The sequence below is a fragment of the Hydrogenophaga sp. genome, assembly GCF_011772445.1.
In the GTDB taxonomy this organism is placed as follows: Bacteria; Pseudomonadota; Gammaproteobacteria; order Burkholderiales; family Burkholderiaceae_C; genus Hydrogenophaga.
In genome coordinates this window covers 81,973-103,353 of record NZ_WVZN01000013.1, presented here as the reverse complement: position 1 = coordinate 103,353, position 21,381 = coordinate 81,973, and the positions used below count along the sequence as shown (strand labels likewise).

The window sequence follows — 21,381 nt, the reverse complement described above, 5'->3', positions numbered from 1 at the left end:
AGGCCCCGACGCGGGCCGATCAGCGCCGGATGCGCCCGTCTTCGGTCAGCAGAGTGAGCTCGACGAACCGGGAGCCGGTGTGCTTGTTCGGCCCGAAGTCCACCGGAAAGCCGCCCAGGTCCAGGCCCTTCATGCCCTGGATGGCGGTGATGAAGCCTTCCCGGTTGACGCTGCGGCCGGCGCGGTTGAGCGCTTCGCTGAACACCTTGGCGGCCACGTAGCCCTCGATGCCCGAGTAGTTGGGCGCGCGGCCCTGCTTGGCGCGCACCGCGGCCAGGTACTCGCCCGACAGCGCCGTCGCCGGGCTGTAGGGGAAGGGCATCACCTGGCTCACCGCCACGCCGCGCGCGTCCTTGCCGAGTTCGTCGAGCAGGGCCTGCGTGCCCACGAAGGACACGTTGTAGAGGTTGCCGGCGAAACCGGCCTTGCGCGCTTCACGGATGAAGGCGGCACAGGACTTGTAGGCGCTGATCTGCACGATGGCCTCGGGCCGGCCGGCCATGATGGACTTGATCGACTCGGCCACGTCCACGGTGTTGCGCTCCACCGTGCCGGTGGAAGCCGGCTCCATGTTGAGCGCCTTGAGCGCGCGCGTGACACCCTCCAGGCCGGCCTTGCCATAGGCGTCGTTCTGGTAGAAGACCGAGATGCGCTTGATGCCGACCTGGGTGAGCTGGCGCACGATGGCGGCCGTCTCGTCGAAGTACGAGGCGCGCACGTGGATGGCGTAGCGGTTGAACGGGTTGCGCAAGGCCTCGGCGCCGGTGAAGGGCGCGAAAAACGGGACCTTTGCCTCGGTGGCCAGTGGCAGGGCGACCACGCTGGTGGGCGTGCCGATGTAGCCGAACAGGGCGAACACGCCCTCGCCGATGAACTGCTTCGTGTTGGCCACGCAACGATCGGGCTCGTAGCCATCGTCCAGTCGCTTGAGTTCGATGCGCCGGCCGTGCACGCCGCCCTTGGCGTTGAGTTGCTCGAAGAAGAGCTGGGCGCCCAGGTGGAACTGCAAACCCAGCTGCTCGGCCGCCCCGCTGAAGGGAGCCGACTGGCCGAGCACGATGGCGCTGTCGGTCAGGCCGGCCTGGGCGTCGGCCCGCCGGGGCAGCAGGCTCAGGGCGGGCAGAACGGCCGCGGATCCGGTGGCGGTCAGCAGGTGGCGACGTCTCATGGCGGTTTCCTCGTGGTGGACCGGGCGCTGATACCCCGCAAGGGTATAAACAGCTGTTCATATGTGGGCTGGCGCATCCGCCAAGCGGCGCCCGGAGCGGGGCCAGCGCGGCGGCCTATGATCCCCCCGCCACACCGGTACCCGTCATGACCGAAGCATCACCCGTTGTTCGCGGCGCCTGTCCCCACGACTGCCCCGACACCTGCGCCCTGCTCACCACCGTGGAAAACGGCCGCGCCGTGCGGGTGCAGGGCAACCCCGCGCACCGCCACACCGATGGCGTCTTGTGCACCAAGGTCTCGCGCTACGCCGAGCGCACCCACCACCCCGACCGCCTGCTGCAGCCGCTGCGCCGCGCCGGCCCCAAGGGCAGCGGGCGCTTCGAGCCCGTGTCGTGGGACGAGGCGCTGGACGACATCGCCGCGCGCCTGAAGGCCATTGCCGCGCGCGACCCGCAGGCCATCCTGCCTTACAGCTACGCCGGCACCATGGGCCTGGTGCAGGGCGAGGGCATGGCCGCGCGCTTCTTTCACCGCCTGGGCGCGTCCTTCCTGGACCGCACCATCTGCGCCTCGGCCGGCAGCGAAGGCCTGACGCAGACCTTGGGCGGCAAGGTGGGCATGAAGGTGGAGCACTTCGCCGAGGCGAAGCTGATCCTGATCTGGGGCAGCAACAGCATCGCCAGCAACCTGCACTTCTGGAAGCTGGCCCAGCAGGCCAAGCGCGAGGGCGCGCGCCTGGTCTGCATCGACCCGCGGCGCAGCGAAACCGCCGAGAAGTGCCACGAGCACCTGGCCATCCGCCCCGGCACCGACGCGGCGCTGGCGCTGGCGCTGATGCACGAGCTGATCGCGCACGACTGGCTGGACCACGACTACATCGAACGCCACACCCTGGGGTGGGAAGGCCTGCGCGAGCGCGCCCTGCAATGGCCGCCCGCCCGTGCGGCCGAGGTTTGCGGCATTCCCGAGCAGCAGATCGTCGACCTGGCACGCGCCTACGGCACCACGAAGCCGGCCGCGATCCGCCTGAACTACGGCATGCAGCGCGTGCGCGGGGGCGGCAACGCGGCGCGCGCCGTGGCCTGCCTGCCGGCGCTGGTGGGCGCGTGGCGCCACCGGGCCGGCGGTCTGCTGCTCTCCAGTTCCGGCCAGTTCCCGGTGCGCAAGGCCGAGATGCAGCGCCCCGACCTGCTGGCCGGCCGCGCGCCGCGCACCATCAACATGACGACGATCGGCGACGACCTGCTGCGCGAGGCCTCACCCGACTTCGGGCCCAAGGTGGAGGCGCTGGTCGTCTACAACAGCAACCCGGTGGCGATCGCGCCCGACTCCAGCCAGGTGGTGAAGGGCTTCGCGCGAGAGGACCTGTTCACCGTGGTGCTGGAGCACTTCCAGACCGACACCGCCGACTACGCCGACTACGTGCTGCCGGCCACCACCCAGCACGAACACTGGGACATCCACACCGCCTACGGCCACACCGACGTGCTGCTCAACCGGCCCGCCATCGCCCCACAAGGCCAGGCGCGCAGCAACACCGACATCTTCCGCGCCCTGGCCGCGCGCCTGGGCTTCGACGAGCCCTGCTTTGCCGAGGACGACCTCACGCTCTGCCGCACGGCCTTCGGCGATGACATCGACTTCCAGCAACTGCTCGACGTGGGCTGGGCCACGGTGCCGGTGCCCGAGGCGCCCTTCGCCGAGGGCGGCTTCCCCACGCCCTCCGGCCGCTGCGAATTCCACAGCGCGCGCCTGGCCGCCATGGGCCTGGACCCGTTGCCCGACCACCTGCCCAACGCCGAGCCCGGCGGCACGCACCCCGACTTTCCGCTGGCCATGATCTCGCCGCCCGCGCGCAACTTCCTCAACAGCAGCTTCGTCAACGTCACCAGCCTGCGCGACATCGAGGGCCAGCCGCGGCTGGAGATCCACGCCGACGACGCCGCGCCGCGCGGCATCGCCACCGGCCAGATGGTGCGCGTGTTCAACCAGCGCGGCGAGTACCGCTGCGTGGCCGAGGTTTCCTCTCGCGCGCGCCCGGGAGTGGTCAACGGCCTGGGCATCTGGTGGCGCAAGCTCGGGCCCTTTGGCACCAACGTCAACGAGGTGACCAGCCAGCGCCTGACCGACCTGGGCCGCGCGCCCACCTTCTACGACTGCCACGTGCAGGTGGCGCCGCTGGAGGCCCGCCACTGATGCGCGCTACCGGCCTGGCGCTGCTGCTCGCGGCGACGGCGCTGGCCACTGGTTGCGCGCGCACGCAGGGCGCGGGCTACTACTGGCAGTCGGTCACGGGTCACGTCGACCTGATGTGGCGGGCGCGCCCCGTGGACGACTGGCTGGCCGACGAGGGCACGCCAGCGGCGCTGCGGCAGCGGCTCGAGCTGGCGCGCCGGCTGCGCGCCTTCGCCGTGAGCGAGCTGGCCCTGCCCGACAACGCCAGCTACCACCGCTACGCCGACCTGGAGCGCAACGCGGCGGTCTACAACGTGGTCGCTGCGCCGCCGCTGTCGCTCACCCTGCAGACCTGGTGCTTCCCGGTGGCCGGCTGCGTGGGCTACCGCGGCTACTACCGCGAGGCCGACGCGCGGGCCTTCGCCGCCAGCCTGGGCGACGAACTGGAGGTGGGCGTCTACCCCGTGCCCGCCTACTCCACCCTGGGCTGGATGAACTGGGCCGGTGGCGACCCGCTGCTCAACACCTTCATCCGCTACCCCGAAGGCGAGCTCGCGCGCCTGCTGTTCCACGAACTCGCTCACCAGGTGCTCTACGCGAAGGACGACACCGGTTTCAACGAGTCCTTCGCCACGGCGGTCGAGCGCATCGGCGTGCAGCGCTGGTTCGCGCAGGCGTCCACGCCGGCGGCGCGCGTGGAGTACGAGGCCTTCGACCAGCGCCGCCGCGCCTTTCGCGCGCTCACGGCCTCGGTGCGGGAGCGGCTGCAGGTGGTGTACGGCGACGCCACGCTGGACGATGCCGCCAAGCGGGTGCGCAAGGCACAGGTGATGGCCGACTTCCGCCGCGAGTACGAGGCGCTCAAGGCCTTCTGGGGTGGCTTCGCGGCCTACGACCCCTGGGTGGCGCGCGCCAACAACGCTCTGCTGGGCGCGCAAGGCGCCTACGACCAGCTCGTGCCGGGCTTCGAGGCCCTGTTCGAGCGCGAGGGCCGCGACTTCACGCGCTTTTATGATGCGGTGCGCACCCTCGCCGCCCTGCCCAAGGAAGAACGGCACCAGCGCCTTCAGGCACTGGCGATCACGCGCTGACCATCCGGAGAAACCGCCCCATGGCCGACATCCACATCGAACGCGAGCACACCCTGGGCCTTCCCGCCGCGCGCAAGCTCGCCTGGAAATGGGCCGAGCAGGCCGAGGAAGAGTTCGACATGAGCTGCACCTACGAGGAAGGCGCGCGCGAGGACGCCGTGGAGTTCACGCGCTCCGGCGTCAGCGGTTGCCTTCAGGTGACGGCGAACCGCTTCGTGCTCGACGCGAAGCTCGGTTTCCTGCTCGGCGCCTTCAAGGAACGCATCGAGGCCGAGATCGTGAGCAACCTGGACACGCTGCTGGCGGGCAAGAAGCCCGCTGCAAAGAAGACAGCCACCAGGAAGAAGATCAGCTGAGGGATTCGATGAGGTCGATGTACTGCTGCATCGCGTCATCGGATGAAGCACCCTTGAAGCCGTTCCACGCGTCCCACTTGGCGCGGCCCACCATGTCGCTGAAGCCGGGTTTCTTCTCCGTGTTGTCACCCGCGGTGGCCTGCTTGTACAGGCCGTAGATCTTCAGCAGCGTGGCGTTGTCGGGCCGCTCGCTGAGCTTCTTGGAATTGGCGACGGCGGTCTCGAAACGGGCTTTGAGGTCGGACATGGGGTCTCCTGAGGATGGACACCGCGGGGATGGCGGTTTGTCCCGGTATCTTACGGAGCGTGGCCTGCCCACAATAGAGAACCCACCCGAGGAGACACCATGGACCACCGCGTCGCGGCCGTCACGCAGGCACTGAGCAGCACGCTCGGCCTCCAGGGCGAGCGCATGAGCAAGGTCGACACCGCCTGGCTGCGCATGGACTCGCCGGCCAACCTCATGATGATCGTGGGCGTCTGGGTGCTGCAGCCGGGCGTGGCGCGCGAGGCACTGGCCCAACGCGTGAGCGAACGCTTGCTGCCCTACCGGCGCTTCCGGCAGATCGCGCGCGAGGACGCGGCCGGCGCGGCGTGGATCGACGACCCGGACTTCGATCTGGCCCGCCACATCACCACCCACCGCCTGCGCCGTCGCCGCGGGCAGAGCGAACGCGAGGCGCTGCAGGCCCGGGTGGGCGAGCTCGCCGTGCAGCCGCTGGACCACCGCCACCCGCTGTGGCAGTTCGAGCTGATCGAGCGTTACGGCGGCGGCTCGGCGCTGATCGCGCGCATCCACCACTGCATCGCCGACGGCATCGCCCTCATCAGCGTGATGATGAGTCTGGTGGACGGCGGCGAAGCCCCGGCGCCACGCGCCCGACGCGCCAAGGCCTCGGCCAACGGTGCCGAGGACTGGCTGGCCGACACGCTCATCCGCCCGCTGGGCGACATCACCGCGCGCGCGCTGGAGGTGGCGGGCGGCGGCGCGGCGAAGTCGCTCTCGCTCATGGCCGCTCCGCAGCAGACCCTGGCGGGCACGGTGGATCAGGCGGTGGACCTGGCCCGCATCGGAGCCCAGCTCGCCAGCGACGCTGCCGCGCTGGCCCTCATGCCTGACGACTCGCCCACGCGGCTCAAGGGCACGCCCGGGGCCGTGAAGCGCGTGGCCTGGTGCGAGCCGGTCCCGCTGGATGCGGTCAAGGCCATCGGCCGCGCCTTCGACGCCTCGGTCAACGACGTGCTGCTGTCCTGCGTGGCCGGCGCCATCGGCCAGTACCTGCGCGGCCACGGCGATGACACCGCCGGCAAGGAAATTCGCGCCATGGTGCCGATCAACCTGCGCCCGCTGGAGGACGCCTGGAAGCTCGGCAACCGCTTCGGCCTCGTGCCGCTGCTGCTGCCTGTTGGCCTGGCGAACCCGGTGGAGCGGCTCTACGCCGTCCGTGCGCGCATGCGCGGGCTCAAGGGCAGCCTGCAACCCCTGCTGGCCTTCGCGCTGCTGTCGGTGGCGGGCCTGCTCATCAAACCCGCGCAGGAGGCCCTGCTCAGCCTGTTCGGTCGCAAGACCACGGCGGTGATGACCAATGTGCCCGGGCCCGGCAAGAAGCTGCAGTTCTGCGGCAGCACGCTGGAGCAGACCATGTTCTGGGTGCCGCAGACCGGCAGCGTGGGCCTGGGCGTGTCGGTGCTGAGCTATGGCGGCGGCGTGCAGTTCGGCGTGATCGCCGACACCGCGCTGTGCCCCGACCCGCAGGCCATCATCGACGGCTTCACGCCAGCCTTCGAGCAGTTGCTCGCCCTGACGCTGATGCTGCCCTGGGGACCCGAGCCCGGTTAGTGCTCAGGCCATCGCCAGGCGCTTGCTGGCGATGTGCAGCAGGCCGTCGAAGATCAGGCTTTCGACCAACTCCACTTCGGTGGACATGGACGGCGCCATCTTCCAGCCCGCCCCCCCGGTCATGTAGACCTCGGGCGTTTCGCCGCAGTGCTGGCGCAGGTTCTCCACCATGCGTTGCACCGCACCCGCGATGGCGAAGGTGCCGCCGCTGGTGAGCGCGTCACTGGTGTTGGTGGGGAAGTCGCGCACCTCGCCGGTGGGCACGTGCAGGCCCGCGGTGCCCGATTCGAGCGCCCGCAGCATGATGCCGTGCCCCGGCAGGATGAGGCCGCCCAGGAACTTGCCCTCGGTGTCGATGGCTTCGACCGTGACGGCCGTGCCCACCATCACCACCACGCAGGGCCGCGGCCGCCCGTGCGACAGCAGGCGCTGGCGGGCGCCGATCATGGCCACCCAGCGGTCGGAACCCAGCCGCGCGGGGTGGTCATAACCATTGATCACACCGGCCTCGGCGTTGCCCGACACCACCCACTGGGGCGTCACATCCCACATCTCCAACTGTTCCTCGACGCGGCGCTTGACCGCGTCGCCGGCCACGATGCAGCCCAGCACCCAGCGCGGCGTGGGCAGCTGGCTCCAGTCGCCCTCTTCCAGGGTTTCGATGTTCTCGAGGAACTGGGCACCGTGCGTGATGAGCCGGGCACCGACACGCGGTTCTTCGTACAGCGCCCACTTCAGGCGCGTGTTGCCGACATCCAGGGCGAGAAAGGCCATGGGGCGCGATTATGACAACGGCTTGACCCACCCGCGGCGGGGATGGATCAGATCAAGCCCAGCCAGCAGGCCCGCTGCACAGCCCCCAGCTTGTTGTCCGTCTGCAACTTGGACATGGCATTGGCCAGGTGGTAGTTCACCGTGCGCTCCGAGCAATCCATGCGCAGCGCGGTCTCGCGCGCCGTCAGGCCCTCGAAGGCAAGGTTCAGGCTTTCGAGCTCGCGCGGGCTCAGGCTCACGCGCTGCTCGGCCAGGGCGCGCTTGAGCATGGGCCACACATTGAAGACCGACCAGGCCAGCGTGGCGGCCTCCAGTCGGCTGTCGTAGGCGCGGGGGCTGAACATGAAGCATTCGAAAGCCCGGCCGGCCGGCAGCGGGAAGGCCACGCGCACCAGGCTTTGCTGACCGTGGGCCAGAAACAACCGACGCCAGCGGCTGGAGTGCTCGGCGGCCGACTTGGAGATATCCTGCCAGGCGACCAGGGGCGCGTCGCTCTCCCTCCAGCTCGCACCGAAGTCCGTGCTGGCGGCCAGCGCCTCGGCGGGGGCCAGCATGCGGGGCGGGTGGACAGCCAGCAGCTCGCGGCGCTCACTGGGTCCCAGCGGGTCCGGCCCGAGCACCAGAACGACCTCGACGCCCTGTTCGCGCAAGGCCATGAGCCAATCGGCCAGGATGCTGTCGACACCGACACTGTCAAAGTTGACAGGGAGTGTCATGGGCGCCTTGGCTCACAAGGTTGCAGAATGCGCGCAACTCGGGCGTCGACGATGACATCCGTTAGCGTCCAGTCAGGACAGGAGACCATATTGCGGCTGAACCGGTTGCAGTGGAAAAGCGGGTGGGCAAGGTGGCGGCAGTGGTTGCTCGACGAAGTCGTGCACACGCCGCTGGAGCCCATTTTGCACCCATCGCCCCGCCGGCTGGTGTGGATCGGCTTCTTCACGTTCAGTGGGCACCTGCTGATCTACTGGATCTGGGCGCACGCCGTGCCCCAGCCCTACGAGAACCTGGGCGCCCGCCTCATCATGGCCCTGCTGGCGCTCTTCTACCTGATGCCGGGCCTGCGCCGCGACCCGACTTCCGCCATGAGCGGGCGCCTCTTCAGCCTGGCCACCTGGATCCAGCTGCCCTGGTTCTTCAGCTGGATGTACGCCATGAACGGCGGCAACCAGGCCTGGCTGGGCAGCGTGGCAGCCATGGTGCTCATCTACTACCACGCCACCGACTGGCGGCTGGCCACGCTGGGCTTGCTCTCGGGCGGGGCGGCCGGCCTGTACTCCGCGCACCTCATGGGCGCCTCGCCGGTCGGTCCCGACCAGCCCATGGCCAACGTGGTGGTGATCGCCTTCGCCTGGACCATGGGCCTCATGCTGGGCATCTCCAGCGCCAACCTGCGCCGCGCGCGGCTGCTCAACACCCTCTCGACCATGGGCGTGATGGCGCACGAATTGCGCACGCCCCTGGCCACGGTGAACCTGATGGGCGACGTGTTGCGCAACCTCTCGCAGCACGACGTGAGCGACGCCAAGCGCAAGAAGTTCGAGGAACTGGCCACGCGGCTGCAGAATCTGGTGCGCAGCATGAACCGCCAGATCGATACCCAGATCTCCAACGCCCAACTGCTGCGGCTGCCGCGCGAGCACAGCGCCATCCAGGCGGCCGAACTGGTGCAGGAGGTGGTGGCCAACTACCCCTACCGCAGCTCGCGTGAACGCGACTGCGTGCGCGTGCAGGTGCAGCAGGATTTCTGCTTCATGGGTTCGCGCTCGCTGTTCGCGCAGGTCGTCATCAACCTGCTCAAGAACGCCCTGCACGCCCTGGCCGCGGCCAGCCACGCGCCGCAGCCCGGCGACCTGCGGGTCGACGTGGGCATCCACCACGGCAAGGGCCGCATCGCCGTGTCCGACGATGGCATCGGCATCTCGCATGAACTGCAGAGCCGCATCTTCGAGCCCTTCTATTCCTCGCAAGCCGGTGCCGGCAACGGACTGGGCCTCACGTTCTGCAAGAACGTGGTGGAGGGCGCGCACGGCCGCCTCAGCGTGCACTCCGAACCGGGGCTGGGCGCCGTCTTCATGATCGACCTGCCACTGACCACCACGGCGCCCGTGCGGCCCGCCGCCACCGCGCAATCCCAATGGCTCTGACACTTTCCCTATTCCAGCGGCCGGGGGGCGTCCTGTTCCTCGACGACGACCCGGACTACCTCGACATGCTCGGCATGGTGGTGCCGGCCCAGACCCAGGTGGAGTTGTACGCCCGGCCGTCTGCCTTCCTGACGCGCATGCAGTCCGAGCCCGCGCACTGGGAAGCCGATGCCGCGCTGCAACTGCAGATGGTCGACCGCTGGCGCCAGGGCCAGGCCCTCATTCCCCAGGTGCTGCGCTACTGGGCCAGCCGCCCCGAGCGCTACCACCTGGCCCAGGTCTGCGTGGTCGACTACGCCATGCCCGGCACCGACGGGCTCACCGTGCTCAACACCCTGCTCGACTGGCCGGGTGCGCGCGTGCTGCTCACCGGCCAGGCCGACGAGCAGATCGCCATACAGGCGTTCAACAATGGCCTGATCGACCAGTTCGTGCCCAAGCAGGCCACCGACATCACGCGCCACCTGCTGGGCGTGCTGCGGCGCCTGGCCCAGGCGCCGCACCCGCGGCTGAACACGCTGTGGCGCGGCGTGCTGCGGCCCAACCAGCTCTCGCTGCTGCAGATCCCGTCGGTGGCGCAGTGGCTGCGCGACTACACCCACCACCACTGGGTGGAGTACGTGGTCATCGGCGAGCCCTTCGGCCTGATCGGGCTGGACATGGCCGGCCAGGTGCACTGGCTGCAACTGGAGCCCACCTCCAGCCTGCCTGACCTGGCCGACCTTGCCGCCTCGGCCGCGCTGGGCATGGACGTGGTGCAGTCCATCCGGTCCGGCCAGCGGCTGGCGGCAGTGGAGCTGCACCAGCAGTTGGCCCTGCCCGGCAAGGTGCGCACCGCACCGGCGATTGCCATCGGCGAGGACGGCCTGCTCATGGCAGCGCCCTTCCAGCTCGAGTCTTCCGAGCTGCAACAGCCGATCTACCCGTACCGCAACTTCCTGCAGGCCGAGAACCACCGGACGGTGCAGGACGGCTGATCCCCGGCGGGAGCGCCACCGGGGCTGGCCGCGCGCTTCAGTCGGCCGCGCCCGCGCGGGCGCGGCGTGCGATCGGCCACTCCCAGGGCTGCACGATCGGCGCCACCTCCCGCAGCACGGCCTCGATGTGCTCGATCTCGGCCTCGGTCAGCGCGGCGCTCAGCGTCAGACGCACCATGGCGCGGTTGCGGCTGGTGGCCGGCGCGCAGAAGATCGCGCCGAACACGCCGCGCGCCTCCAGCTCGTCGCGCAGGCGCATGGTCTCGGGCTCGGTGCCGGCCTCCAGGGCAATGATCTGCTCGGTGCCCTGGTGGATGGGGTAGCCCATGTCGCTGATGCTCGCGCGCAGCCGGCGCGTGATGGCCATCAGCCGCTCGCGCTGGGCGTCGGCGCGCTGCAGCACGCCCACGGTGGCGCGCAGACCGGCCACCTCGTGCGGCAACAGGCAGGAGCTGAAGATGTTGGGGAAGCTGGAGCTCAGCATGTAGTAGCGCATGCTGGCCGGCATGGTGAAGAAGCCTGCCCGCCCGGCCATGGCCTTGGCCAGGCTGGCGGTGATGAAGTGCACGCGGTCGGTGAGGCCCAGTTCGGCGCACAGGCCGGCGCCGCGCGGGCCGTGCGTGCCCAGCGAGTGCGACTCGTCCACCAGGATCATGGCGCCGTGCTTTTCCACCACCTCGACCATCTCGCGCAGCGGGCAGATGGCCCCCGTGGTGCTGTAGACCGAGTCCACCACCACCACGCCCGGCCCCTTCTTGGCCAGCACGCGGTCCAGGTGGTCGGGATCGTTGTGGCGGAACGGGGACGCCGGCGCGCGCGCCGCGTGCGCGCCTTCCCACAGCGAGGTGTGGGCCATGGTGTCGATGTAGACCGGGGTGTCGGCGTTGGCGATGGCCTGCAGCAGGCCCACGTTGGCCGAGTAGCCCGACTGGCAGATCAGCGCGTCTTCCTTGCCGACCCAGCCGGCCATTTCCAGTTCGAGCGCGCGCGAGGGGTGCTGAGCCAGTACAAATACCCCGGACTGCACCACGAACTCGGTGTTGCGGGTCAGGGCGGCGACCTGGGCCGACACGATGTCGGGGTGTCCGGTGACGCTCAGGTAGTCGTTGCCGTCGAGGCGCACCGCGTTCGGACCGGGTTGGCTGCCGTGCAGCACGAACTTGCCCCCCCAATGGCCTTCCCAGCGCGGCACGAAGTCGCGCTGGATGCGGGCGCGCAGGGCGGGGTTGAGCGGCGGGTCCTTCGGCGCCGCGAGTTCGAGCATTCCCAACGTAGTCATGGAGTTCCTTTAGAAAGCCTTTAAAAGGCCCGAGGGCTCCATTGAAAAAAGGAATGTGTGACGGATCGCACAAACCCTGTCAGGATTGACAGGGGGTATGACGCTTTCGACTCATATTTGAGGCTGCAAAACCGACCAGTGGTCGGATGAGCTCAGCGTCTGAGCAACATTTTGTGGCTGGTTTTCCGTCCCGTTACTGCCCCCAGGCGCCGCGCCGGCCCTGCTGCGTTGCAGCAGCACCAGATCGGGGCATCGCTTCGACTGCCCCCGCTAGCCCTGTTTGGTCGCGGCAGGCCGCCCACTTCGCATGATGAAAGCCTGAAGAATTTCAGCTTCGCTTTCAAAAAAATTCATGCCCCTCTTCCCCCTCATCTTTCCCGTCAGGAGAAGGCGGACGAGAAGCTGACACCACCCCTCCCGCTCGGTGAAAACCCTGTCTTGGTAAGCATGCACGCGGAAGGATGATCCCCGCTCCACCTGAACCCTCACTGGAGACAAACCGATGTCCGAGAAGAAAACCGTCACGTCCCGCCGCGGCGTGCTCAAGGGTGCTGCGGTCGCCACCGGCGCCATGGCCGTGCCCATGGTCGCCACCGCGCAAACCACCACGCTTCGCTTCCAGTCCACCTGGCCCGCCAAGGACATCTTCCACGAGTACGCCAACGACTTCGCCAAGAAAGTCAACGACATGGCCGGTGGCCGCCTCAAGATCGAGGTGCTGCCCGCGGGCGCGGTGGTGCCGGCTTTCCAGCTGCTGGAAGCGGTGTCCAAGGGCACGCTCGACGGCGGACACGGTGTGATCGCCTACCACTACGGCAAGAACTCGGCCCTGGCGCTGTGGGGCTCTGGCCCGGCCTTCGGCATGGACCCGAACATGGTGCTGGCGTGGCACTACTACGGCGGTGGCAAGGACCTCGTCGAAGAGATCTACAAGTCGCTGAACATGGACGTGCAGTCCTTCCTGTACGGCCCGATGCCTTGCCAGCCGCTGGGCTGGTTCAAGAAGCCGGTGGCCAAGGTCGAAGACATGAAGGGCCTGAAGTTCCGCACCGTGGGCCTGGCAGTGGACGTCTTCACCGCCATGGGGACGGCGGTCAACCCGCTGCCCGGCGGCGAGATCGTGCCCGCCCTGGACCGTGGCCTGATCGACGCGGCCGAGTTCAACAACGCCTCGTCCGATCGCGTGCTGGGCTTCGCCGATGTGGCCAAGAACTGCATGCTGCAGAGCTTCCACCAGAGCGGCGAACAGTTCGAGATCCTGTTCAACGGCGCGAAGTACAAGGGCCTCAACGCCGAGCTCAAGGCCATCATCGACTACGCCGTCCAGGCCGCCAGCGCCGACATGAGCTGGAAGGCCATCCACCGCAACAGCGAGGACTACATCGAGCTCAAGAAGGCCGGCGTCAAGTTCTACAAGACGCCCGACCCGGTGCTGCGCGCGCAACTGGCCGCCTGGGACACGACCATCGCCAAGAAGGCGGGCGAGAACCCGCTGTTCAAGAAGGTGCTCGACTCGCAAAAGGCGTTTGCCGCGCGCGCCGGCCAATGGCAGAACGACTACACCGTCGACTTCAAGATGGCCTACAACCACTACTTCGGCCGCGGCGCGAAGAAGAGCTGATCACCGCTGACAGCCCAGGAGAGGGCGCCCCTGTGGGCGCCCTTTCTGTTTCCCGGAAATCCTCATGCAAAAGCTTCTCTTGACGGTCGACGCGATATCAACCTGGTTCGGCAAGGCCTGCGCCTGGACGGTGGTGGCCCTGACCCTGCTGATCAGCTGGGAGGTGTTCTCCCGCTACGTGCTCAACGACCCGCACGCCTGGGTGCTCGACGCCCAGATCATGCTGTACGGCGTGCTCTTCATGACCGCGGGCGCCTACACCCTGGCCAAGAACGGTCACGTGCGCGGCGACGTGCTCTACGGGTTCTTCCAGCCGCGCACGCAGGCCTGGATCGACCTGACGCTCTACATCCTGTTCTTCCTGCCCGGCATCGTGGCGCTCACCTGGGCGGGCTGGACCTTCGCCAACGAATCGCTGGCCATCCGCGAGCAGACCTTCAACGCCGACCCGCTACCGGTCTACCCCTTCAAGTTCTTCGTGCCCATTGCCGGCGCCTTCCTGCTGCTGCAGGGCATCGCCGAAATCATCCGCTGCGTGATCTGCATCCGCACGGGCGCCTGGCCCAGCAAGGAAGAGGACGTCGAGGAAGTCGACGTCGACAAACTCAAGGAGATGGTGCACGTGAAAGACGCCGACATCGAGGCGCTGGACCAGAGCCTGGCCAAACAGAAAGGCGGCCAGTGATGACGATCCGCAAGGAACTCTGGTTCGGCTTCATCCTGATGGGGATCATTCTGGCCGGCGTGGTCGGCATGGTGATCAGCGTCGACACGATGACCAACGGCCACTACGGCCTGCTCATGCTGTCGCTGGTGGTGGTCGCCATCATGCTGGGCTTCCCTACCGCGTTCACGCTCATGGGAATGGGCATGATCTTCACCTTCTTCGCCTACCACTCCGGCAAGCAGACAGCCGGTGGCGCGATCACCCAGACGCTGGACCTGATGGTGCAGCGCGCGTTCTCGGTGATGGCCAGCGACGTGCTGATCGCCATTCCGCTGTTCGTGTTCATGGGCTACCTGGTCGAGCGCGCGAACCTGATCGAGAAGCTGTTTCGCAGCCTGCACCTGTCGCTCGCGCGCGTGCCGGGTTCGCTGGCAGTGGCCACGCTGGTCACCTGCGCGGTGTTCGCCACGGCCACCGGCATCGTCGGTGCGGTGGTCACGCTCATGGGGCTGCTGGCGCTGCCGCAGATGCTCAAGGGCGGCTACGACACGCGCCTGGCCGCGGGTTCCATCACCGCCGGCGGCTGCCTGGGCATCCTGATCCCGCCCTCGGTGCTGCTCATCGTCTATGGCGCCACGGCCGGCGTCTCGGTGGTCAAGCTGTACGCGGGCGCCTTCTTCCCCGGCCTCATGCTGGCGGGTCTGTACATCGTGTACGTGATCATCCTGGCCAAGCTCAAGCCGGCCTGGGCCCCGCCCCTGACGGCCGAGCAACGGCAGGTGCCGCTGCCCGAACCGCTGCTGAAGATCGGCGCCACCGCCGGCAAGTCGGCGCTGCTCGGCCTGCTGTCCGCGCTCAAGGGGCGCAACAACCAGGGCGTATCCACCGGCTACCTGCTGCGCCAGCTCGGCGTGGTGCTGCTGCCGGCGGCGCTGTTCGTGGCCGTCGCCGTGCTCAGCTACCCCAGTGCCAAGCCAGTGGCGGCCGACGTGCCGGCCGGGCTGGTGCCCCTGGGCCTGGGCAGCCCCTCGCAGGACGCGGGCACAGGTCTGGCCGAACCCCCCGGGGGCGAGGCGCAGGGCCTGGCCGAGCCCGAGGGCGGCCTGAGCGAGCCCCCCGGCGACGAGGGCGGCGCGGGCCTGGCCGAACCGCCGTCCGGGGACCAGCCCGAGGCCCTGGGCGAACCCGAGCCCGAGCCCGCGGGTGGCCTCGCGGAGCCGTCGGGCTCGCCCGCCAGCCCGGACGAGGGCCCGACGGATGCCGACACGGCCGTGGGCGGCGCGGGCGCGGGCTACTGGATCGGCGTGGCCGTGGGCGCACTGGCGCTCGCGGTGTTCTACGCACTGTTCAGCTACGCGCGGGTCGAAATCTTCAAGATGCTGCTGTCCAGCTTCTTCCCGCTGATGGTGCTCATCCTGGCCGTGCTCGGCTCGATCGTTTTCGGCCTGGCAACACCCACCGAAGCGGCAGCCGTTGGCGCCTTCGGCGGCTTCCTGTTGGCCGCCGCCTACCGCCAGCTCACCTTCAGCGTGGTCAAGGAGAGCGTGTTCCTCACGGCCAAGACCAGCGCCATGGTGTGCTGGCTCTTCGTGGGCTCGGCCATCTTCTCGGCCGCGTTTGCGCTGCTGGGCGGCCAGGAGCTGGTGGAGCAGTGGGTGCTGGGCATGAACCTGTCCAAGACGGAGTTCCTGATCCTGTCGCAGATCATCATCTTCATCCTGGGCTGGCCGCTGGAGTGGACCGAGATCATCGTGATCTTCATGCCGATCTTCATCCCGCTGCTGGACAACTTCGGCGTCGACCCGCTGTTCTTCGGCCTGCTGGTGGCGCTGAACCTGCAGACCGCCTTCCTGAGCCCACCGGTGGCCATGAGCGCGTTCTACCTGAAGGGCGTGGCGCCGAAACACGTGACGCTGAACCAGATCTTCGCCGGCATGATTCCCTTCATGGGCATCCAGATCATCGCCATCGTGCTGCTGTACCTCTTCCCCGAGATCGGCCTGTGGCTGCCTTCGGTGCTCTACAACTGATCACCGCTCATCCCGCACGGGGGCGCTTCGGCGCCCCTTTTTCATGGTTTGCCGCTACCATTGACGTTTACGTTAACGTCAATTCAATGGTGCCCGGTCAGGGTATCTGCCGCTCCCCCACCAAGCCCGCCGACATGCCCAATTCCCGCGACGCCCGCCTGCCCTTCGACGCGTCGGTGCTGCGCGCGCCCAAGGGCGCCCCCTGGCGCGACTGGCAGATCGACCCCGAGGCGGCCAGACCGAAGGTGTCGCTCGACGCGCTGGACCCTGGCGCCAAACCGTTCTCCGGCGGGGACAAGGCAGCCGACAAGGAGGCCGTGGAACGCCTCGCCGGCGAGATCGACGCCCTGCAGAACGTGTTCCACCCCGATCGGCGCTACAAGCTGCTGGTGGTGCTGCAAGGCACCGACACCGCCGGCAAGGACGGCACCGTGCGCGGCGTGTTCGGCCGCACCAGCCCGCTGGGCGTGCGCACCGTGGGCTGGAAGGCGCCCACCGAACCCGAACGCGCGCACGATTTCCTCTGGCGCATCCACCAGGCCATGCCGGGCGATGGCGAGATCGTGGTCTTCAACCGCAGCCACTACGAGGACGTGCTCGTGCCCGTGGTCAACGGCTGGATCGACCAGGCGCAAACGCAGCAGCGCTACGCGCACATCAACGACTTCGAGCGACTGCTGGCGCAGACGGGCACCGTGATCCTGAAGTTCATGCTGCACATCGGCTTCGAGGAGCAGCGCCAGCGCCTGCAGGACCGCATCGACGACCCCGACAAGCACTGGAAGTTCAGCCTGGGCGACCTGGAGGTGCGCAAGCAATGGCCCGCCTACCAGAAGGCCTACCAGGCGCTGCTGGAGGCCACCAGCACGCCCTGGGCGCCCTGGACCGTGGTGCCCGCCAACAGCAAGACCCACCGCAACCTGATGATCGCGACCATCGTGCGCGACACCTTGAAGCGGCTGGAACTGCGCTTTCCCCCCGACGACCCCGCGCTGAAGAACCTGCGCGTCGAATGAATCCACCCGAGAGAGACGAGCCATGACCCAGTTGAGCGCCGATTACCAGGCCCTGACCCAGTACCGCCCGAAGCACAAGGTGCGCTTCGTCACGGCCGCGAGCCTGTTCGACGGGCACGACGCGGCCATCAACATCATGCGCCGCATCCTGCAGGGCATGGGCGCCGAGGTGATCCACCTGGGCCACAACCGAAGCGTGGACGAGGTGGTGACGGCCGCCCTGCAGGAAGACGTGCAGGGCATCGCCGTCAGCAGCTACCAGGGCGGCCACGTCGAGTACTTCAAGTACATGGTGGACCTGCTCAAGCAGCGCGGCGGCGAGCACATCCAGGTGTTCGGCGGCGGTGGCGGCGTGATCGTGCCGAGCGAGATCCAGGAGCTGCAGGCCTACGGCGTGACGCGCATCTACAGCCCCGAGGACGGGCAGCGCATGGGCCTGCAGGGCATGATCGGCGAGATGGTCATGCGCTGCGACCAGGACCTCTCACCGCACGCACCGACGGCTTTGAAGGCCATCCAGGGCCGGGACGAGGCCCAGTGGCGCGCGCTGGCCCAGCTCATCACGGTGATCGAGAACGGCCAGGCCGACGCCAGGCTCGTGCAGGCCGTGCGCGACGCGGCCGCCGCTACGAAGGTGCCCGTGCTGGGCATCACCGGCACCGGCGGCGCGGGCAAGTCCTCGCTCACCGACGAACTCATCCGGCGCCTGCGCCTGGACCAGGGCGACGCGGCGCGCGTGGCCGTCATCAGCATCGACCCCTCGCGGCGCAAGAGCGGCGGCGCGCTGCTGGGCGACCGCATCCGCATGAACGCCATCGCGCCCTGGCAGAAGGGCCCGCGCGTCTTCATGCGCAGCCTGGCCACGCGCGACTTCGGCAGCGAGATCAGCGCCGCCCTGCCCGACGTGATCGCCGCCTGCAAGGCCGCCGGCTTCGACCTGGTCATCGTCGAGACCTCGGGCATCGGCCAGGGCGACGCGGCCATCGTGCCGCACGTGGACGTGCCGCTGTACGTGATGACGCCCGAGTTCGGCGCGGCCAGCCAGCTCGAGAAGATCGACATGCTCGACTTCGCCGACTTCGTGGCCATCAACAAGTTCGACCGCAAGGGCGCGGCCGACGCCCTGCGCGACGTGGCCAAGCAGGTGCAGCGCAACAAGGAGGCCTGGGGCAAGCGGCCGGACGAGATGCCCGTGTTCGGCACCATGGCCGCGCGCTTCAACGACGACGGCGTGACCGCGCTGTACCAGGCGCTCAAGCCCCGCCTGGGCGAGCTGGGCCTGGCGCTGGGTGAAGGCTCGCTGCCCGTGGTGAGCGTGCGCCACAGCACCAACCAGACGCCCATCGTGCCGCCCGCACGCACGCGCTACCTGGCCGAGATCGCCGACACGGTGCGCGGGTACAAGCGCGGCGTGCACCAGCAGGCCAGGCTCGCGCGCGAGATCCAGCAACTGCGCGCCAGCGCCGGGATGCTGCGCGTCGACAAGCCCGAGCGCTCGCGCGCCGCCGAGGCCGTGATCGATCTCGCCCAGGTGCGTGAGCTCGACCAGGACCCGGGCGCGCGCAAGCTGCTGGCGCAATGGCCCGACATGCAGAAGGCCTACGCGGGCGACGAGTACGTGGTGAAGATCCGCGACAAGGAGATCCGCACCGCGCTCACCACGAAGAGCCTGTCCGGCACCGTGATCCGCAAGGTCGCCCTGCCCCGCTACGAGGACCACGGCGAGTTGCTCAAGTGGCTGATGCTGGAGAACGTGCCCGGCAGCTTCCCCTACACCGCCGGCATCTTCGCCTTCAAGCGCGAGGGCGAGGACCCCACGCGCATGTTCGCCGGCGAAGGCGACCCCTTCCGCACCAACCGGCGCTTCAAACTGCTCTCCGAAGGCATGCCGGCCAAGCGCCTGTCCACCGCCTTCGACTCGGTCACGCTCTACGGCAACGACCCCGACCAGCGCCCCGACATCTACGGCAAGGTGGGCAACTCGGGCGTGTCCATCGCCACGCTGGACGACATGAAGGTGCTCTACGGCGGCTTCGACCTGTGCCACCCGGCCACGTCCGTCTCCATGACCATCAACGGCCCGGCGCCGTCCATCCTGGCCATGTTCATGAACACGGCCATCGACCAGAACCTGGAGAAATTCCAGGCCGACAACGGCCGCGAGCCCACCGCCACCGAGGCCGCCAAGATCCGCGAATGGGTGCTGGCCAACGTGCGCGGCACGGTGCAGGCCGACATCCTGAAAGAAGACCAGGGCCAGAACACCTGCATCTTCAGCACCGAGTTCAGCCTGAAGGTGATGGGCGACATCGCGAGCTACTTCGTGCACCACGACGTTCGCAACTTCTACTCGGTCTCCATCAGCGGCTATCACATCGCCGAGGCCGGCGCCAACCCGATCAGCCAGCTCGCCTTCACGCTCGCCAACGGCTTCACCTTCGTGGAGGCCTACCTGGCGCGCGGCATGCACATCGACGACTTCGCGCCCAACCTGTCCTTCTTCTTCAGCAACGGCATGGACCCGGAGTACACCGTGATCGGCCGCGTGGCGCGCCGCATCTGGGCGGTGGCCATGCGCGAGAAGTACGGCGCGAACGAGCGCAGCCAGAAGCTGAAGTACCACGTGCAGACCAGCGGGCGCAGCCTGCACGCGCAGGAGATCCAGTTCAACGACATCCGCACCACGCTGCAGGCGCTGATCGCGATCTACGACAACTGCAACAGCCTGCACACCAACGCCTACGACGAGGCCATCACCACGCCGACCGAGGAGTCGGTGCGCCGCGCCATGGCGATCCAGCTCATCATCAACCGCGAGTGGGGCCTGGCGAAGAACGAGAACCCCAGCCAGGGCAGCTTCATCATCGAGGAGCTGACCGAGCTGGTGGAGGAGGCCGTGCTGGCCGAGTTCGAGCGCATCGCCGAGCGCGGCGGCGTGCTGGGCGCGATGGAGACCGGCTACCAGCGCGGCCGCATCCAGGACGAGTCGATGCACTACGAGACGCTCAAGCACACCGGCGAGCTGCCCATCATCGGCGTCAACACCTTCCGCAACCCGCACGGCGACCCGATCCCCCAGTCTCTGGAGCTCGCGCGCTCCACCGACGAGGAGAAGCAAGGCCAGTTGAAGCGCCTGCAGGACTTCCACGCGCGCCACGCCGCCGAGTCGCCGGCCATGCTCGAGCGCCTCAAGCGCACCGTCATCGACAACGGCAACGTCTTCGAGGTGCTGATGGACGCGGTGCGCTGCTGCTCGCTGGGCCAGATCACCAACGCGCTGTTCGAGGTGGGCGGCCAGTACCGGCGCAACATGTGACGGCACCGCCCGCTTAGGACCTGGTGCGCGCCGTTCTGTTCAACCCCAGCGCCCGCGCCGGCCGGGCCGCTGCATTGCTGCCCGCCCTGCGCAGCGCCCTGCCGGCCGACGTGGCGCTGCACGTGCCCGACAGCGCCGAGGCCGCGCTCGCGCTGTTGCAGGCCCTGCCCCGCGGCAGCCGCGTCGTCGCCGTGGGTGGCGACGGCACCCTGCACCGCTGGCTGCCCGCGCTCATCGAGCGCGACCACGAACTCGGCCTGGTGCCGCTGGGCAGCGGCAACGACGTGGCGCGCGCGCTCGGCCTCGACCACGACACGCCGCTGGCCTGGCTGTCGCATGCGCTCAATGCCCCCGCCGGCTTCATCGACCTGGGCCTGGCCCTCTGGCACGACGACCAGGGCCGCGCGCACGAAAGCCATTTCATCTCCAGCCTGAGCGCGGGCTTCGACGCCGCCGTGGCGCGCCGCGCGCTCGACGGCCCGGCCCGCCTGCGCGGCCTGCCGCGCTACCTGTGGGCCACGCTGCGCGAACTCGCGGCCTTGCGCACCTGGGCGCTGGATATCACCATGGACGGCGAGCACCTGCACAGTGGCCCCGCCCTGTTCGCCGCCAGCCTGAACACACCCACTTTCGGCGGCGGCATGCCCGCCACGCCGGGCGCACGCACGCACGACGGCCTGCTCAATCTGTTGCTGGCGGGGCCCTTCACGCGCGGCGGCGCGCTGCTGATGCTGCCGCGCCTGCTGCGCGGCAGCCACCTGGGCCACCCGCGCATCCGCACGCAGGCCTTCGAGGCGCTGCTGATCCTGGCCCGTGGTGATCTGCCCCTGGCGGCCGACGGCGAATGGCTGGGCCTGGCGCGCTCGGTTCAGGTGGTGGTGCGGCCGTCGGCCTTGCGCGTGGTGCGCAAGGGCTGATCGGA

At 68.7% G+C, this 21,381-nt stretch carries 17 protein-coding genes; 12 read left to right on the top strand and 5 right to left on the bottom strand.

What is annotated here, in order from left to right; translation table 11 throughout:
- Positions 1 to 19: 19 nt before the first annotated feature.
- Positions 20 to 1,168 (bottom strand): ABC transporter substrate-binding protein, encoded by a 1,149-nt coding sequence (locus tag GTO19_RS06160; RefSeq protein ID WP_291019208.1) that lies wholly within the window; start codon positions 1,166 to 1,168, stop codon positions 20 to 22.
- Positions 1,169 to 1,314: 146 nt separating this feature from the next.
- Here GTO19_RS06160 and GTO19_RS06155 point away from each other — a divergent pair, with 146 nt between their 5' ends.
- The 3 genes from GTO19_RS06155 to GTO19_RS06145 are packed head-to-tail and all read left to right on the top strand — an operon-like array spanning position 1,315 to position 4,792.
- A complete protein-coding gene (locus GTO19_RS06155; protein WP_291019205.1) occupies positions 1,315 to 3,366 on the top strand; it encodes a molybdopterin oxidoreductase family protein in 2,052 nt (683 codons plus the stop codon).
- Complete coding sequence (locus tag GTO19_RS06150) at positions 3,366 to 4,436, top strand: aminopeptidase (RefSeq protein ID WP_291019202.1); 1,071 nt, start codon at positions 3,366 to 3,368, stop codon at positions 4,434 to 4,436. The genes GTO19_RS06155 and GTO19_RS06150 overlap by 1 nt, the downstream gene beginning before the upstream one ends.
- Positions 4,437 to 4,456: 20 nt before the next feature.
- A complete protein-coding gene (locus GTO19_RS06145; protein WP_291019200.1) occupies positions 4,457 to 4,792 on the top strand; it encodes a polyhydroxyalkanoic acid system family protein in 336 nt (111 codons plus the stop codon).
- Here the strand turns inward: GTO19_RS06145 and GTO19_RS06140 are convergent.
- Positions 4,785 to 5,039, bottom strand: a complete 255-nt coding sequence (locus GTO19_RS06140) for an acyl-CoA-binding protein (protein WP_291019197.1) — start codon at positions 5,037 to 5,039, stop codon at positions 4,785 to 4,787. The two genes, GTO19_RS06145 and GTO19_RS06140, sit on opposite strands and share 8 nt — an antisense overlap.
- 99 nt (positions 5,040 to 5,138) lie before the next feature.
- Here GTO19_RS06140 and GTO19_RS06135 point away from each other — a divergent pair, with 99 nt between their 5' ends.
- Complete coding sequence (locus tag GTO19_RS06135; RefSeq protein ID WP_291019195.1) at positions 5,139 to 6,632, top strand: wax ester/triacylglycerol synthase family O-acyltransferase; 1,494 nt, start codon at positions 5,139 to 5,141, stop codon at positions 6,630 to 6,632.
- A 3-nt stretch (positions 6,633 to 6,635) separates the two neighbouring features.
- Here the strand turns inward: GTO19_RS06135 and GTO19_RS06130 are convergent, their stop codons facing one another.
- Both GTO19_RS06130 and GTO19_RS06125 read right to left on the bottom strand, forming a co-directional pair.
- Positions 6,636 to 7,406, bottom strand: a complete 771-nt coding sequence (locus GTO19_RS06130; protein WP_291019193.1) for a type III pantothenate kinase — start codon at positions 7,404 to 7,406, stop codon at positions 6,636 to 6,638.
- 47 nt (positions 7,407 to 7,453) lie between these two features.
- Complete coding sequence (locus tag GTO19_RS06125; RefSeq protein ID WP_291019191.1) at positions 7,454 to 8,122, bottom strand: helix-turn-helix transcriptional regulator; 669 nt, start codon at positions 8,120 to 8,122, stop codon at positions 7,454 to 7,456.
- Between the two features lie 183 nt (positions 8,123 to 8,305).
- On the opposite strand from GTO19_RS06125, the gene GTO19_RS06120 reads away from it, so the two are divergent.
- Entirely contained in the window at positions 8,306 to 9,553 is a 1,248-nt protein-coding gene (locus GTO19_RS06120; protein WP_291019190.1) for a sensor histidine kinase KdpD, read from the top strand.
- Positions 9,544 to 10,530 (top strand): response regulator, encoded by a 987-nt coding sequence (locus GTO19_RS06115; RefSeq protein ID WP_291019188.1) that lies wholly within the window; start codon positions 9,544 to 9,546, stop codon positions 10,528 to 10,530. Before GTO19_RS06120 ends, GTO19_RS06115 begins: the two co-directional genes overlap by 10 nt.
- A gap of 37 nt (positions 10,531 to 10,567) precedes the next feature.
- Here the strand turns inward: GTO19_RS06115 and cqsA are convergent, their stop codons facing one another.
- Positions 10,568 to 11,809 carry an alpha-hydroxyketone-type quorum-sensing autoinducer synthase gene (gene cqsA, locus GTO19_RS06110; RefSeq protein ID WP_291019186.1) on the bottom strand — a complete coding sequence of 414 codons (1,242 nt, stop codon included), beginning with the start codon at positions 11,807 to 11,809 and terminating at the stop codon, positions 10,568 to 10,570.
- Between the two features lie 502 nt (positions 11,810 to 12,311).
- Between cqsA and GTO19_RS06105 the strand changes: the two genes are divergently transcribed.
- The 6 genes from GTO19_RS06105 (at position 12,312) to GTO19_RS06080 (ending at position 21,376) form a co-directional block, all read left to right on the top strand.
- The gene (locus GTO19_RS06105) at positions 12,312 to 13,430 is read left to right on the top strand and encodes a TRAP transporter substrate-binding protein (protein WP_291019184.1); all 1,119 of its coding nucleotides are present in this window, start codon (positions 12,312 to 12,314) and stop codon (positions 13,428 to 13,430) included.
- Positions 13,431 to 13,494: 64 nt separating this feature from the next.
- A complete protein-coding gene (locus GTO19_RS06100; RefSeq protein WP_291019182.1) occupies positions 13,495 to 14,115 on the top strand; it encodes a TRAP transporter small permease subunit in 621 nt (206 codons plus the stop codon).
- The gene (locus GTO19_RS06095) at positions 14,115 to 16,127 is read left to right on the top strand and encodes a TRAP transporter large permease subunit (protein WP_291019181.1); all 2,013 of its coding nucleotides are present in this window, start codon (positions 14,115 to 14,117) and stop codon (positions 16,125 to 16,127) included. Before GTO19_RS06100 ends, GTO19_RS06095 begins: the two co-directional genes overlap by 1 nt.
- 134 nt (positions 16,128 to 16,261) lie before the next feature.
- A complete protein-coding gene (locus tag GTO19_RS06090) occupies positions 16,262 to 17,143 on the top strand; it encodes a PPK2 family polyphosphate kinase (RefSeq protein ID WP_291019178.1) in 882 nt (293 codons plus the stop codon).
- A gap of 22 nt (positions 17,144 to 17,165) precedes the next feature.
- Positions 17,166 to 20,459 carry a fused isobutyryl-CoA mutase/GTPase IcmF gene (icmF, locus tag GTO19_RS06085; protein ID WP_291019176.1) on the top strand — a complete coding sequence of 1,098 codons (3,294 nt, stop codon included), beginning with the start codon at positions 17,166 to 17,168 and terminating at the stop codon, positions 20,457 to 20,459.
- Between the two features lie 23 nt (positions 20,460 to 20,482).
- On the top strand, positions 20,483 to 21,376 hold the full coding sequence (locus GTO19_RS06080) for a diacylglycerol kinase family protein (RefSeq protein WP_291019175.1): 894 nt from the start codon (positions 20,483 to 20,485) through the stop codon (positions 21,374 to 21,376).
- Positions 21,377 to 21,381 lie beyond the last annotated feature (5 nt).

Excerpts from the sequence above, each read along its gene's own strand:
- GTO19_RS06160 (WP_291019208.1), bottom strand. The coding sequence starts at position 1,168 with ATGAGACGTCGCCACCTGCTGACCGCCACCGGATCCGCGGCCGTTCTG.
- GTO19_RS06155 (WP_291019205.1), top strand. The coding sequence starts at position 1,315 with ATGACCGAAGCATCACCCGTTGTTCGCGGCGCCTGTCCCCACGACTGC.
- GTO19_RS06150 (WP_291019202.1), top strand. The coding sequence starts at position 3,366 with ATGCGCGCTACCGGCCTGGCGCTGCTGCTCGCGGCGACGGCGCTGGCC.
- GTO19_RS06145 (WP_291019200.1), top strand. The coding sequence starts at position 4,457 with ATGGCCGACATCCACATCGAACGCGAGCACACCCTGGGCCTTCCCGCC.
- GTO19_RS06140 (WP_291019197.1), bottom strand. The coding sequence starts at position 5,039 with ATGTCCGACCTCAAAGCCCGTTTCGAGACCGCCGTCGCCAATTCCAAG.
- GTO19_RS06135 (WP_291019195.1), top strand. The coding sequence starts at position 5,139 with ATGGACCACCGCGTCGCGGCCGTCACGCAGGCACTGAGCAGCACGCTC.
- GTO19_RS06130 (WP_291019193.1), bottom strand. The coding sequence starts at position 7,406 with ATGGCCTTTCTCGCCCTGGATGTCGGCAACACGCGCCTGAAGTGGGCG.
- GTO19_RS06125 (WP_291019191.1), bottom strand. The coding sequence starts at position 8,122 with ATGACACTCCCTGTCAACTTTGACAGTGTCGGTGTCGACAGCATCCTG.
- GTO19_RS06115 (WP_291019188.1), top strand. The coding sequence starts at position 9,544 with ATGGCTCTGACACTTTCCCTATTCCAGCGGCCGGGGGGCGTCCTGTTC.
- cqsA (WP_291019186.1), bottom strand. The coding sequence starts at position 11,809 with ATGACTACGTTGGGAATGCTCGAACTCGCGGCGCCGAAGGACCCGCCG.
- GTO19_RS06105 (WP_291019184.1), top strand. The coding sequence starts at position 12,312 with ATGTCCGAGAAGAAAACCGTCACGTCCCGCCGCGGCGTGCTCAAGGGT.
- GTO19_RS06100 (WP_291019182.1), top strand. The coding sequence starts at position 13,495 with ATGCAAAAGCTTCTCTTGACGGTCGACGCGATATCAACCTGGTTCGGC.
- GTO19_RS06095 (WP_291019181.1), top strand. The coding sequence starts at position 14,115 with ATGACGATCCGCAAGGAACTCTGGTTCGGCTTCATCCTGATGGGGATC.
- GTO19_RS06090 (WP_291019178.1), top strand. The coding sequence starts at position 16,262 with ATGCCCAATTCCCGCGACGCCCGCCTGCCCTTCGACGCGTCGGTGCTG.
- icmF (WP_291019176.1), top strand. The coding sequence starts at position 17,166 with ATGACCCAGTTGAGCGCCGATTACCAGGCCCTGACCCAGTACCGCCCG.